Raw genomic sequence first — 14,309 nt, forward strand, 5'->3', positions numbered from 1 at the left:
GTCGCGGCCATCTCGTCGGGCAGCGGTTCGCCGGCGACGAGGGTGATCATTGCTTCCGCCTGTTTCCCAACGATTTGCGGCCCCTCATCCTGCTGTGACCTGATCACCGGAGGAGGGCGCCGTGATTCGACACCTGGCGACACTTGTCATCGCCGCGGCCACGCTCGTCGCACCACCCGCGTCCGCCGCGGCACCAGCACCACCCGAGCAGACATCCGAGGCCTCGCACCGGATCACGCTCATCACCGGAGACGTCGTCGACTACACCGAACGCCTCGACGGCCGCAAGCTCGCCCAGATCCACGCCGCACCCCGGGACGGCGAAGAGCCGATCTTCCACACCATGACGACACCTGACGGCCTGTTCGTCTACCCGTCCGACGCGATGGGCGTGCTGACCTCGGGCACGGTCGAACGCACGCTCTTCAACGTCACCGAGCTCGTCCGCACCGGCCAGGCCGACGACCGCACCTCCACCGTCCCGGTGCTCCTGACCGGCGGCTTCTCCGCCAGCGCCCACACCAGGATCAGCAGCCTCAACGCTTCCGGCGTCCACGTCGAGAAGGCCAAGGCGCGCGAGTTCTGGCGTTCGCTCGACATGAGCGCCAAGTCCGGCACACGCCTGAAGTTCGACCGGCCGGTCCACGTCGCGCTCGACCAGACCACGAAGCAGGTCGGCGCGCCGGAAGCATGGCAGCGGGGCCTGGACGGCACCGGCGTCACGGTCGCCGTCGTCGACACCGGAGTCGACACAGGTCACCCGGACCTCGCGGCGAAGATCACCGCGACGGAGAACTTCTCCGACGAGCCGGACGTCACCGACCGGCACGGCCACGGCACGCACGTCGCGTCGATCGTCGCGGGCGCCGGCGCCAAGTACAGAGGTGTCGCCCCAGGAGCTCGGCTGATGATCGCCAAGGTGTTCAACGGCGCGGGCGAGGCCGACACCTCGCAGGTGATGGCGGGCATCGAGTGGGCGGCCCGGTCCGGCGCGAAGATCGTCAACCTGAGCCTCGGCGGGGACGTCACGGACGGCAGCGACGAGCTGAGCGCGCTGGTGGACCAGCTCTCCGCCGAGACGGGTGCCCTGTTCGTGGTGGCGGCGGGCAACAACGGCCCGGCCGGGCGTTCCGTGACGTCTCCTGGTGCCGCGGCCTCGGCGCTGACGGTCGGCGCGGTCGACCGGCAGAACAAGCTGGCGCCGTTCAGCAGCACGGGCCCGCGGATCGGCGATGCCCTCGTGAAGCCCGAGATCAACGCACCGGGCGTCGGCGTGGTGGCCGCGCGGGCCGCCGGCACGTCGATGGGAGCTCCGGTCGACGACCTGTACACGGCCGCTTCGGGGACGTCGATGGCCACGCCGCACGTGGCGGGCGCGGCGGCGTTGCTGGCTCAGCAGCATCCGGACTGGAACGCGCAGACGTTGAAGAACGCACTGGTCACAAGTGCGGCGGATGTCGGGATGGCCTGGCACGAGCAGGGGGCCGGGCGGCTGGACGTGGCGCGCGCGGTCACGCAGAAGGCGACGGCGACCGCGTCCGCGAGTTTTGGCCGGTACGAGCGCGGATCAGGTGGATCCATCACTCGAGAACTGAGCTACACCAACGATTCCGCCATCCCGCTCACCCTGGATCTCACCACCGCCCTCAAGGGCTGGGACGGCAAGCCCACCACCGCCTTCACCCTCGCCCCGAGTCACCTCATCATCCCTGCCCACGCCAAGGCCACGGCCACCCTCTCCGTCGACCCCGAGGCGGGCCCGGCGGGTGTCTACGGCGGCACCATCACCGCCACCGGCCCCGCGACCACCCTCCGCACCCCGATCAGCATTTACGAAGCACCCCAGACGTTCCCCGTGTCGGTCCACGTCCGCGACGCCACCGGCAAACCCCCGGCCCCGGCGTTCGGCCAGCTGATCGACGACTCCAACGGCAGCGACGACGTCAACGACCCCTTCGACGACACCGTCAGCTACTTCTTCGACGTCGTGAACGGAGAAGGCTTCGCCACCGTCCCGAGCGGCCGCTACTCCGCGGTCAGCTGGGCGACCGAGAACACCGCCACCACCCGGCGCTGGTCCGCGCTCGCCGCTCCGGAGCTGACCATCACCGGCGCGCACGAGGTGTCGCTGGACGCGCGGAAGACCGTTCCCGTCGACGTCGTGCCACCGAACCCGGCCGAGCAACGCGATCGCACGGTCACCATGCGGCGTGTGCTCCCCGCCGAGGGCGACAAGCTGCCGCTGATCGTCGAGACGGCCGCGGTGCTGGGCTCGGCGCCGTGGGAGGTCCGCACGACCCCGGCCGCGGCGGCGAAGAAGGGCGCGATCTCGTTGCAGGACAACGTGACCCTGCAGACCACGACGGTCACCCTGACCTCCGGCGGCCGGACGGTGCAGGCCGAGGGCGACGTCTCGAGGTGGCCGGGCGAGATCACCGACGGCATCAAGGTCGTCAAGCTCAAGCCCGACACTCCCGCCAACCTGGTGAAGGCCGCCAACGCGGCCGCCACCACAGCGGCACAGGAAGGCAAGAAGGCGCTCTTGTCCTATGTGGACCAGACCGGCGCACTCGCGCTCACCGGCCTCGCGAGCACCGCGCTGCCGTCATTGAGCATCAGCAACGCCGACGGTGAGTTCCTGGCGAAGCAGACCGCCATCAGGCTGAGCGTCAAACCGGTCCCGGAGGCCGTGTTCAACCTGAGCTTCCTGGACGCCAACGGCATCCCGGCCGACCACCGCCGGACGGTCGACCCGGCCACCCTCGTCAAGCGCGACACCTCCTACCACGCCGACAAGCCGGGCCTGACCGTGCAGAAGACGTGGTACCCGTTCCCGACCGGCCTGTGGCAGTCGCAGATCCTGCGCGGCACGACGTTCACCCCGCCCGCCGCCTGGACCGAGTACATCGGGCCCGGTGACGACAGGATCGTGTGGAAGCGGCACGTCACGCTGAGCGGCACGGACGCCAAGGGGCAACGCGCGGCCATGACCATGTTCCAGGAGAACGTGTTCCGCACCGGCGCCCCTCCCGCGGCGGAGAGGTGGTTCGCCGGTCCGCTGCACAGCACCGCGATCGAGCTGCAGTCCGACCACCCGGCCCGCTACCCCGCGGCCGGTGACTCGTGGCGCCAGCTCTGCTCCAACTGCCGCACGGGAGACACGTTCGTCCCGGCTCTGCAGTGGACGGACGACAACCCCGGTCACTACACGAACCCCTACCAGAACAGCAAGTTCTTCACGACGACCAAGGTCCGCCTGTTCAAGGGCGACACCGAGATCCCGGCCGACCCGCGGCCGCTGGCGTTCTACCCCACCTTCCAGCTGGCCCCGGAGAAGGCGGCCTACCGTCTCGAAACGGTCGAGACCCAGGCGCCGGGAGCCGTGGCGGGCGCGATCAACCCCGTGCTGTTCACCCTCGCCCCGCGCACCGAGACCACCTGGACGTTCCAGTCCTACCGGTCGCAGAACCCTCCCCCGCGCGGCTACTCCTGCCACGACGGCGCCGCGACCTGCCAGTTCCAGCCGCTCATCCGGCTGCGCCACGACCTGCCGCTCGACCTCACCAACTCCGCACCGGCCGGCACGCCGTTCGTCTACCACGTCAGCGCGACGAACAGCGTGCCGATCACGGTGGTGAAGGTGCAGTGGTCGGCGGACGGCCTGAAGTGGCAGCAGGCGGCTACGCAACCCGCAGGTGACCGTTGGCAGGTCACGATCGACAACCCCGCCGGGGAGATCTGGCTGCGCACCGAAGCCAGGGACGGCGCGGGCAACACCGTCACCCAGACCATCCAGAAGGCCTTCAAAACTCACTGAGGAGGCAACAAGGACTTCGCACCACGAGCAGCGGCGCGCAGACCCGCCTGGAACCGGGTCTGCGCGCCCAGCTCGTCCATCAACCGGTGCAGCCGTCGCTGAAACGTCCGATAGCTCAGCCCGAGCTGCTTCGCGATGCTGCGATCCGGCAGCCCGGTGGCCAGCAACGCGAGCAGCCGGGCGTCCGCGATCGAGATCTCGTTCGACGACGGCTCCCCCGGCAAGGCGAGCGGCACCGCGTCCTCCCACAACCGCGAGAACAAGGCCCCGAGCGAGTCCAGCAACGCCGACCGGTGCACGATGACCGCGCTCTCCAGCACCGTCTCCGTGCTGTGCAACGGGATCAGCCCCAGATGGGCGTCCGCGAGGATCATCTTCGTCGGAGCTACCGCGACGACCCGCGCCTCCTCCCCCAGTGACAGGCCCATTTCCAGGTCGGCGCGCAAGTCGTGCAGCTCCAGCGCCTGCCGCTCGTAGATCCCCCGAAACCGCACACCACGCTGGAGCAGCTCCTTCTCGACGGGATGCAACGACGACGGCAGCTTCGCGTACGGCGGTTTGTCCACGAACCGCACCTCGTGCCGCGCCGTGCGCATCACCTGGTCCACGCGGAAGGAGATCGCCTCAGCCCCGTGCACCACCTCCACGAGGTCCGCGGGAGCGCGCACACCGGCCGCCCGCTCGTACCGCACCTGCAGCTCCCCGGCCAGCAACCGGTCCCGCCGCAGCTCGTCCTCGCAGCGCAGGAAGTACGCGGCCAGAGCCACATCCGGCGCGACGGCCGTGTGCAGCCCGTTGACGTGGTGGACGAAACCGAGATCGGTCAAGGACCCCAGCGCGGCGCGAACGACCCGCTCAGCCAGTTCTGTCGCAACACAAAGCTCCGTCACACCGAGTTGATACGAGTCCACGAGCGTCTCGTAAACCGCGAGCTCCGCCGGACGCAATCCGAGCACACAAGCCAGTATGCCGACTTCGGGCACCCGTTGACGCGGGGCCGGAACGAGGTGTAGACATCGGTTGAAAAGGTTTACACAGCCTTCTCATTGGCCGCCGCCGCAGCTGTTGTGTCAATGCATGCGTGCGAAAGGACGGCCGATGGAGCCCAACCGCCGCGACTTCCTCAAAGTCGCCGGTGCCACCGCTGGTGTCACGATGTTGTCCGGGTCGTTCCTGTCCACGCCGATCGCGTCGGCGGAAGAACACATGGCGATCCCGATGGCGGAGTCGCCGTGGGACCAGGTGCCCGCGATCCTCGCCAAGATCGTCCCGCCGACGTTCCCCAGCGCCAAGTTCGACATCACCTCCTACGGCGCCAAGGGTGACGGCAAGACGAAGAACACCGACGCGTTCAAGAAGGCCATCGAGGCCTGCAACGCGGCGGGCGGCGGCCAGGTCGTCGTGCCCAAGGGCAGCTTCCTCACCGGCGCGATCACCCTGCTGAGCAACGTGAACCTGGTCGTCTCCGAGGGCGCGACCATCAAGTTCTCCACCGATCCCAAGGACTTCCCGCTGGTCTACACGCGGTGGCAGGGCATCGAGTGCATGAACTTCTCGTCGTTCATCTACGCCCGCAAGGCCGAGAACATCGCGATCACCGGCCCCGGCCTGATCGACGGCCAGGGCCCGTCCGGACCGTGGTTCGGCTACGACGACAAGCGGCAGCCCGACTGGGAGCAGCTGCAGAAGTGGGCCGTGGACAACAAGCCCGTGACAGACCGCAAGTTCGGCATGGGCCACTACCTCAAGCCGAACATGGTCACGCTCTACGAGTGCAAGAACATCCTCATCGACGGCGTGCAGCTGCGGAACTCCGCGATGTGGAACGTGCATCCCGTGCTGTGCACCAACGTGACGATCCGCGACATCTTCGTCTACAGCCGCGGCGGCATGGTCGACGGCTGCGACCCCGAGGCCTCTCAGTACGTGCACATCACCGGCTGCCGGTTCGACTGCGGCGACGACGGCATCGCGATCAAGGCGGGCCGCGACATCGACGGCCGGCGCGTCGGCGTGGCGAGCGAGAACATCGTCATCGAGAACTGCTCGTTCGAGGGCCGCTGGGGCGCTCTGACGGTCGGCAGCGAGATGTCCGGTGGCGTGCGCAACGTCTTCTTCCAGGACTGCACGGTGAAGAAGGGCTCGTCCTACAAACCGTTCCACGTGCTGTACATCAAGACGAACAAGCGGCGCGGCGGCACCGTGGAGAACATCCACGCCCGGCGCATCAAGGCGAGCGACGTCGACCGCGAGGCGATCATGGTGACGCTGAACTACAGCCTCACCGGCCCCGGCTACGGCCCGATCGTGAACCCCAAGGTGCAGAACATCACCGCAGACGGCTTCACCGTCAACGGGGTCAAGAAGACCGCGGTCACGCTGGACGGCATGGCCGAGTCGCACATCAGGAACGTGGCGATCTCGAACAGCACCTTCACCAACGTCACGACCGCGAAGCCCAGCCTCAAGAACGCTGACGGCACCACGTTCACGAACGTCACCATCAACGGCAAGAAGGTCTGAGGAGAAGCCCTGTGTCCTTGTCACGTCGTGATTTCGCGCGTGTGTCCGGCCTGACGGCCGCTGGTCTCCTGCTCCCTGCAGGCGTTGCGGCCGCCGAACCCTCCTCCTCCCAGCAACATTCCATTTCGGGGAGCTTCGGCAAAGACCCGTGGCGAGAGGTGCCGCTGATCCTGGCGCGCATCTGCCCGCCGCGCTTCCGCAGGAAGGACTACGACGTCACCGCGTACGGCGCGAAGGGTGACGGCCTCACCAAGAACACCGAGGCGTTCTACCGCGCGATCACGGCGTGCCATCGAGCCGGTGGGGGACGTGTGGTCGTTCCCGCGGGCACGTTCCTCACCGGCGGCATCAGGCTTCTGTCCAATGTGGAGCTGCATCTGAGCGACGGCGCCACGATCAAGTTCTCCACGGACCCCGACGACTACCTGCCGCTCGTGCTCACCCGCTGGGAGGGCACGCTCTGCTACAACTACCAGCCGTTCATCTACGCGTTCGAGCAGAAGAACATCGCGATCACCGGCAAGGGCACGATCGACGGCGACGCGCCGAGCGGGAAGTGGGCGAGCTGGGGCGCGGGCTCCACGCCGTTGCTGCGCCAGTGGGGCGAGGACGGCGTACCGGTCGAGGAACGCATCATGGGCGTCGGCAAGAACATGCGGCCGAACATGATCCAGTTCTTCCGCTGCAGGAACCTCCTCGTGGAGGACGTGCTCCTCAAGAACCCGGCCATGTGGTCGCTGCACTTCGTGTTCTCGCAGAACATCACGGTGCGCCGGATCGAGGTCTACTCGACGAACTCGCAGGGTGACGGCGTCGACCTCGACTCGTCGTCCTACGCACACGTGCACGACTCGAAGTTCAACACCAACGACGACTGCGTGGTCATCAAGTCCGGACGGGATGCCGACGGACGGCGGGTCGGCATCCCGTCCACCCACATCGTGGTGGAGCGCAACAAGTTCTCCGGCCGCTGGGGCGGGATCACGATCGGCAGCGAGATGTCCGGCGGCGTTTCCAAGATCTTCTGCCGTGACTGCGAGATCAACGCGCCGGACTTCCCCGGCCGCTACCCGATCAAGCACGCCCTGTACATCAAGTGCAACCAGGACCGCGGCGGCGTGATCGACGGCGTGCACCTGCGCAACGTCTTCGGGCAGAACGTCGAGCGCGAGATCCTGTTCGTGTCGATGTACTACCAGAACGGCGGCACCAAGGGATTCTTCCCGCAGATCAACAACGTCACGGTCGACCGGATGAAGATCACGAACGGCAAGCTCGCGGCCTGCTTCCGCGGGTTCCCGCAGCAGCACATCAAGAACGTGCGGATCACGAACTCGACGTTCACCGGCATCACCGAGCCGAACCTGATCGAGAACACCGACAACCTGGTGTTCCGCAACACGACGATCAACGGGGTGGTGCCGGCATGAGATACCTGCTGGCACTTCTGCTGGTCGCTGCCGGGCTCTCTGCTGGTTCGCCGATCGCGACCGCCCATCAGGGGCTGTCGTGGAAGGCCGTCAACTCCCCGTTCGCTCTGGATTTCTCCGACGGCAGGCGGACCCTGACCGGGCAGCGCGAGACGTTCTACCGGCTCGCGGACGGCACGCAGCACTCGTTGACCACCGTCGTGGCGCAGAAACGGGTTCCGGACGGGGTGCGGTACGTCGTGGCGACCACGGAGGCGTCCAGGACCGCCTCCGTGGTCGTGACCCGCACTCCCCGTGGCCTGCGGGTGGGCTGGACGTTGGAGCCTTCCAGCGGCGTGGCACAGGTTTCGGCGAACCTCACCGGGACGTTGGAGGAGCACTTCCTCGGCGGTGGCGCGCACACGATGTTCGTTGACCTGCAACGACGTGTGCTGCTCAACAAGGCCGTGTTCGTGGGGGCTTCGACGTTCGGCAAGTGCAACAAGAACGGCGCGCCTTCGACGTTCTTCATCTCCAGCGCGGGCTACGGCGTCTACGCGGACACGAAGGCGATCGGCCGCACGGCGTTCCCCGGCGCTCTCGCGGATGACCACTGCGCGGACAAGCCCGCTCCCTGCCCGGTGACCGCCGGTGTGGTGGACCGGATCCAGCTGTGCTTCAAGACTTCCCGGCTGGACTACGAGATCTACGCCGGTTCGCCGGAGAAGGTCAACTCGTCGTACTTCAAGCGCGTCGGCATGCCCACTCTGCCGCCCGCGCGGCAGTTCGCCCTGACGAAGTGGCGCGACAAGTACAACAACTCCGACGAGGTGGTCGAGGACGTCACGCAGTTCCAGGCGCGTGGAGTGCCTTTGAACACTTTGTGGGTCGACAACCCGTGGGAGCAAGGTCCTGAGGGCGCTCGACCGACGTACGCGTGCATCGGCGCGTTGAAGTTCGACAAGACGATGTACCCGGACGCGCAGGGCACGATCGACTGGATGCGTTCTCGCGGCGTGAACATGGGCGTGTGGGTCGCGCCGTTCCTGTCGAAGCAGTCCGACGGCAAGGACTGCCCGCACGACTACCCCGCCGGCTCGTTCGCGCAGTCGGACCGCACCAACGTGTGGGACATCGACCTCACGAACCCGGTCGCGCGTGCTCACTACGAGGCAAAGCTCGAGTCCGTGTTCCGGATGGGCGTGAACTTCGTCAAGGGCGACCGCGGCGAGGAGCACAACTTCGAGGAGACGACGTTCGCGGGCGGCCCCGGCACGTTGATCCACAACCAGTACCCGCTGCTGTACGCCGAGTCCGTGGTGAAGATGCTGCGCAAGGTGCACGGCGACGACTACACGACGTTGTTCCGCGCGGGTGGCGACGGAATGCCCGGGATCCTGCACGGCTTCTGGCAGGCCGACGCGGACATGAGCTTCGACGGCCTGCGGCTCTCGACCCGGCGCGGCATCAACTCGTGGATCTCCGGCCACCCGGTGCAGGGCTCGGACACCGGCGGCTACCGCAACCTCGGCGGCGGCCCCTCGGAGTCGCTGTTCGTGCGGTGGTCGCAGATGTCCGCGGTGTCGCCGGTGTTCCAGGTCGGCAGCTCGGGCCGCAACTCGACGCCGTGGGTGTACGACGCGGCGACGTTCGACAGGTTCAAACGAGCCGCGGTGCTGCACTACGAGCTGTTCCCCTACCTCTACGCGCAGGCCGTGAAGGCGCACCGGGACGGCACACCGATCACGCAGCCGATGGCGTTCCAGTATCCGCAGGAACAGGCCGCGTGGAAGGCTGACCAGCAGTTCATGGTCGGACCGGATCTCCTAGCGGCTCCCGTGACGGCTGACCGCGCCGAAGCCGACGGCGCGGCCGGGAAGCCGACGCCGGTCGACGTGTGGCTGCCTGGCGGTGAGTGGATCGACCTGTTCTCCGGTGAGCGCGTGACCGGCGGCAGGACGATCACGCGGGAGTCCACTTTGGACGAGTTCCCGCTGTACCTGCGGGCGTCCTCGGCCATGCCGTTCAACTTCCGCACGCCGGACATCTGGTCCAAGGCGTGGGGCGTGAACGACCTGGACCGCAAGGATCGCGCCGGCTGGCTCGTCTCCCCCGGCGCGAACGGCAGGTTCGGCAACCTGCAGGTGAAGTCGTTCGGCAAGCACATGCTCGTGACACTGCGGGACGCGCCCGTGGAGTCGCAGCTGATGCTGCCGGCCGGAGTGAAACACGTGGTGATCGACGGGAAGGTCCTGAAGGCCTCGACCGTCGAGGAACTCCGCGGCGAGACGACGGGTTGGGCGGCTGTCTCCTCAACGCCCGGCACGTTCGGCGGCACGGTGCTGAAGCTCCAACCCCGACACGGCTCCAGCACCGTGCTGCTCTCCCTCAGCTGAGGTCCGCGACGCGCGCCTGGAGGTCGTCCACGAACCGGCTGAGCAGCCGGCCGAACGTCCGCTGGTCCTCGTCCGGCCAGTCGGCGATCGCGCCGGTGAACCAGCCGAGGACGGCCTCCAGGTAGCGCCCTGCCGCCGCACCGCCCTGATCGGTCAGTTCGATCAGGCGCGCGCGCTGGTCGTTCGGATCGGTGACGCGGCGAACCAGATCGGCACGCTCCAGATCGTGCAGGAGCCTCGTGACGTGCGGGCCGACGACCTGCATCCGGGTGGCGATCTCCCCCACCCGCAGCGGCTGCCCGGCCATGCGCAACGTGACCAGCACGGTGAGGGCCGGGCGGTCCAGCGGGATGCCGACGTGCTCCATCGCCCGCTCGACCAGCTGGCTCTTGTTGAGCACCGTGCCCAGTTGCATCAGTTGCCGCAGCATCACCGCGGGATCCGGACTGCCCACCAATTACCTACCTAACTTAGGTATGCGTCTGCTACGGTCGAAGAAGGATACCTAAGTTAGCTAATTGGAGGGACCATGAGCACCGTCCTGATCTCCGGCGCCAGCATCGCCGGGCCGGCTCTCGCGTTCTGGTTGCGGCGGCACGGCTTCGACGTCACCGTCGTCGAGAAGTCCCACACCCTGCGCGGCGGCGGCTACCCCGTCGACATCCGCGGGTCGGCGTTGGGCGTCGTCGAACGGATGGGCCTGCTCCCCCGGCTGCGCGAGGCGCACGTGCACACGCGGCAGATCACGTTCCTCAACGCGGACGGCAGTCTCGTGGCGTCGATCCGGCCCGAGACGATCTCCGGTGGGGACGGCGGTGACCTGGAAGTGCGGCGCGGCGACCTCGCCGAGATCCTCCACGACACCGTGCGCGACGACGTGGAGTTCTTGTTCGACAACACCATCGTGGCGATGTCCGAGCACTCCGGCGGCGTTGACGTGACATTCCACAGTGGACTCCAACGCACCTATGACCACGTGATCGGCGCGGACGGGCTGCACTCGGCGGTGCGGGCGTTGACGTTCGGGCCGGAGGAGCAGTTCCACCACTACCTCGGCTACTGCTTCGCGGGGTTCACCATGCCGAACCACCTCGGTCTCACGCGGGAAGGCCTGATGTGGAACGAACCCGGTCGTGCCGCGGCGCTGTACGCGGTGGGCTCGGGCGAGAGCGTGCACGGGTTCCTGAGCTTCACCCGTGCCGAGGCTCCGTTCGACGCGTTCCGCGATCCCGAGGCGCAGCGCGAGCTGGTGGCGTCGACGTTCGCCGAGGACGGCTGGGAGGTGCCGCGGCTGGTCGCGGCGATGCGGGAGGCCGACGACCTGTTCTTCGACACGGTCAGCCAGATCCGCATGCCGCGCTGGTCGTCCGGACGGGTCGCGCTGGTCGGTGACGCCGCCTACGCGCCTTCGTTCCTCACCGGTCAGGGGTCGAGCCTCGCGCTGGTCGGCGCTTACGTGCTGGCAGGTCACCTGGCCACCTCCGAGCACGCGTTCGAGGCGTACGAGCAGGAGATCCGGCCGTTCGTCGAGGCGAACCAGGGCCTGGTCGAGAAGGGTGACGCGGCGTTGTTCCCCGGCACGCCCGAGGCGTTGGCTCAGCGCAACGCCGCCCTGCGTCAGCTCACGACCATGCCCGCCGACGCGGCACGTCCTGAGCACTCCGCGCTGACGCTGCCCGATTTCGGCTCCGCGCTGCTGGCTCAGCGACCGACTCCTTGACGAACTGCGGAGCAGAGGCCATACGACACAGACAGCTCTCGCACAGGCGACTCACAGAATCGGGCCGCAATCTGGTTCCCATGACGGACAACCACGACCGCGGCCTCCAGTTCGACCTCGCCACGCTCTTCGGGCGCAGGCGGGCGTTGTCGCTGCTCGGCGGCGCAGGGCTCACCCTCGTGGCCTGTGCCCCGTCGACCACCACGACCTCGTCCAGCCCAACCACCAGTGGTTCCCCGGCAGCCGCCGGCAGCGCGCTGGAGGCGATTCCCGAGGAGACCGCCGGCCCGTACCCCGGTGACGGCTCGAACGGCCCGAACGCCCTGACCCAGAGCGGAATCGTGCGTTCGGACATCCGCTCCAGCTTCGGCAGCTCCAGCAGGACCGCCGAGGGCGTGCCCCTGAACATCGAGCTCACGGTGCAGAACGAGGACGGCAGACCGTACCCGGGCGCGGCCGTCTACCTGTGGCACTGCGACATCAACGGCGACTACTCGATGTACTCGGACCGCGTGAAGAACGAGAACTTCCTGCGCGGAGTTCAAGAGGCTGATTCCAGTGGCAAGCTGAAGTTCGTCAGCGTCTTCCCCGGCGCGTACTCGGGGCGCTGGCCGCACATCCACTTCGAGGTCTACCCCAGCCTGGCCGAGGCCACCAAGGCGGGCAACAAGATCACGACCTCGCAGCTCGCGTTGCCCGAGGCGACGTGCAAGGAGGTCTACGGCACGACCGGGTACACGCAGAGCGTCCGGAACATGTCGAGGACCTCCTTGCGGCAGGACATGGTGTTCCGCGACGGAGTCGACCACCAGCTGGCGACGATGTCGGGCGACACCGCGTCCGGTTACACGGCCTCACTCACCTTCGCCGTGTAACCGGCGAAGGGCCGCCAGTCTCCTGGCGGCCCTCGTCGGTCAGATCAGTCGGTTCAGCTGATGTTGCCCTTCCACGACTCGGCGACGACTGCGGCTCCCGTCCGGTAGAAGAAGTGGGACAGGGAGTTGTTCCGGTGCCGGATGAAGACGTGCTGCTGGTCGTGGTAGGCGAACGCGGACGGGTCGCCGGCCAGTTCACCACCGCCCCAGTCCTCGTTGTTCTGCCCGGTGGCGGGATCGTGGTACCAGTGGTGCAGCCGGCCATCGGTGGTGCGGGCGAACACCTGCTGCTGCTCACCGAACTTGAAGGCCACCGGGTCACCCGCGACCGAGCCGCCGGCGATGACCTCGTAGGTGTTCCCACCGGTCGGCGAGTAGTACCAGTGCCCGAGCCTGCCGTCCGCGGTGCGGGCGTAGACGTGCTGCTGGTAGTCGTGCGCGAAACCGGATGGCGCACCGGTGATGGAGCCGCCGAGCTTCTCGGTCCGCCAGCCCGCATCGGGCGAGTACCACCAGTGGCGCAGCGTGCCGTCGGCGGCTTTGGCGTACACGTGTTGCTGGTTGGTGTGCACGAACGCCGTCGGGTCGCCGTCGATGTCACCGCCGAGGACCTCGTGCGTCCTGCCACCCACCGGGCTGTAGAACCAGTGGTGCAGCTGCCCGTCCGTGCCGCGGGCGAAGACGTGCTGCTGGTTGCCGTGGGCGAACCCGGTCGGCGTGCCCGCGACGGAGCCACCGGTCCAGGTCTCGGACGACCAGCCACTGCCGGGGTTGTACCACCAGTGCTTCAGCGAGTTGTCCTCACCGCGGGCGAAGACGTGCTGCTGGTTGTTGTAGACGTACGCGGCCGGTTCGCCGACGATCTTGGCGCCCCACAGCGTCTCGTAGTCGTTGACCGGCACGCCCGGCGTGTACCAGAAGTGGTTGAGGTAGCCGTCCTGGCCGCGCTGGAACGTGTGCTGCTGCTCCATGTACCGGATCGACGACGACGCCGCGATGCCGTAGTCACCCGCGGGTGCGGGTTCGCCGCTGTCCTCGATGATGTTGTTGTAGCGGATGGGCACGTAGCTGCTGGCTTCCCCGGCCGACCACGTGCGTTCGATCGGCGGCCCACCACCGGCGTGCTCGCGGACCACCGGCATGGTCTTGTTGGCGTCTGCCCAGCGCATGAACAACGCGATGTGCGAGTCCCAGTCGTTGAGCGCGTCGCCGGGCCGCAGGTCGGTCCAGGCGATCGGCTTGGACACCGTGTTGATGTCGTACGTCGTGTGGGAGTAGTTGAGGCCCCACGACATCGACACGAAGCCGGAGCAGTCCGTCCGGTAGTTGCCGTACTGGTTGTCGTGGCACGCCCCCTGGTTGTAAGCAGGCTTCTCCACTAGCCAGGTCAACGACCTCGCCAGCACCTCGGATCGGGTGACCTGCTTGCTCGTCGGGTACTGGCTGCACATCAGCTGAATGGTCATCTCGTCCTGCGGCTGCGCGGCTGCCGGCACCGCGACCATTCCTGTCAGCGCGAACGCGGCACCCGCGACCGCGGCTAACAAACGCAGTTCCGTCTTCATGCTT

At 67.6% G+C, this 14,309-nt stretch carries 9 protein-coding genes; 6 read left to right on the forward strand and 3 right to left on the reverse strand.

Features of this window, described 5'->3' with window-relative positions:
• The first annotated feature begins 121 nt into the window (after positions 1–121).
• Positions 122–3,817: a S8 family serine peptidase gene (locus tag ABZX92_RS30835; protein WP_355566969.1), complete on the forward strand. Its 3,696-nt coding sequence runs from the start codon at positions 122–124 to the stop codon at positions 3,815–3,817.
• Here ABZX92_RS30835 and ABZX92_RS30840 read toward each other — a convergent pair.
• Entirely contained in the window at positions 3,811–4,773 is a 963-nt protein-coding gene (locus tag ABZX92_RS30840) for a helix-turn-helix domain-containing protein (protein ID WP_355566972.1), read from the reverse strand. The two genes, ABZX92_RS30835 and ABZX92_RS30840, sit on opposite strands and share 7 nt — an antisense overlap.
• Before the next feature lie 142 nt (positions 4,774–4,915).
• Here ABZX92_RS30840 and ABZX92_RS30845 point away from each other — a divergent pair, with 142 nt between their 5' ends.
• The 3 genes from ABZX92_RS30845 to ABZX92_RS30855 all read left to right on the forward strand — a co-directional run bounded on the left by ABZX92_RS30845 (position 4,916) and on the right by ABZX92_RS30855 (position 10,145).
• Positions 4,916–6,340: a glycoside hydrolase family 28 protein gene (locus tag ABZX92_RS30845; RefSeq protein ID WP_355566974.1), complete on the forward strand. Its 1,425-nt coding sequence runs from the start codon at positions 4,916–4,918 to the stop codon at positions 6,338–6,340.
• A gap of 158 nt (positions 6,341–6,498) precedes the next feature.
• Positions 6,499–7,770, forward strand: coding sequence for a glycoside hydrolase family 28 protein (locus ABZX92_RS30850; RefSeq protein WP_355566977.1), 1,272 nt, complete (start codon positions 6,499–6,501; stop codon positions 7,768–7,770).
• On the forward strand, positions 7,767–10,145 hold the full coding sequence (locus tag ABZX92_RS30855) for a TIM-barrel domain-containing protein (protein WP_355566980.1): 2,379 nt from the start codon (positions 7,767–7,769) through the stop codon (positions 10,143–10,145). Before ABZX92_RS30850 ends, ABZX92_RS30855 begins: the two co-directional genes overlap by 4 nt.
• Here ABZX92_RS30855 and ABZX92_RS30860 read toward each other — a convergent pair.
• Positions 10,138–10,599: a MarR family transcriptional regulator gene (locus ABZX92_RS30860; RefSeq protein WP_355566982.1), complete on the reverse strand. Its 462-nt coding sequence runs from the start codon at positions 10,597–10,599 to the stop codon at positions 10,138–10,140. The two genes, ABZX92_RS30855 and ABZX92_RS30860, sit on opposite strands and share 8 nt — an antisense overlap.
• 75 nt (positions 10,600–10,674) lie before the next feature.
• Here ABZX92_RS30860 and ABZX92_RS30865 point away from each other — a divergent pair, with 75 nt between their 5' ends.
• Both ABZX92_RS30865 and ABZX92_RS30870 read left to right on the forward strand, forming a co-directional pair.
• Positions 10,675–11,865, forward strand: coding sequence for an FAD-dependent monooxygenase (locus tag ABZX92_RS30865; RefSeq protein WP_355566984.1), 1,191 nt, complete (start codon positions 10,675–10,677; stop codon positions 11,863–11,865).
• 80 nt (positions 11,866–11,945) lie between these two features.
• Positions 11,946–12,740 carry an intradiol ring-cleavage dioxygenase gene (locus tag ABZX92_RS30870; RefSeq protein WP_355566987.1) on the forward strand — a complete coding sequence of 265 codons (795 nt, stop codon included), beginning with the start codon at positions 11,946–11,948 and terminating at the stop codon, positions 12,738–12,740.
• Positions 12,741–12,793: 53 nt separating this feature from the next.
• On the opposite strand, the gene ABZX92_RS30875 is transcribed toward ABZX92_RS30870, so the two are convergent.
• Positions 12,794–14,305: a hypothetical protein gene (locus tag ABZX92_RS30875; RefSeq protein WP_355566990.1), complete on the reverse strand. Its 1,512-nt coding sequence runs from the start codon at positions 14,303–14,305 to the stop codon at positions 12,794–12,796.
• Positions 14,306–14,309 lie beyond the last annotated feature (4 nt).

This window comes from Lentzea sp. NPDC006480 (assembly GCF_040611995.1).
GTDB lineage: Bacteria > Actinomycetota > Actinomycetes > Mycobacteriales > Pseudonocardiaceae > Lentzea.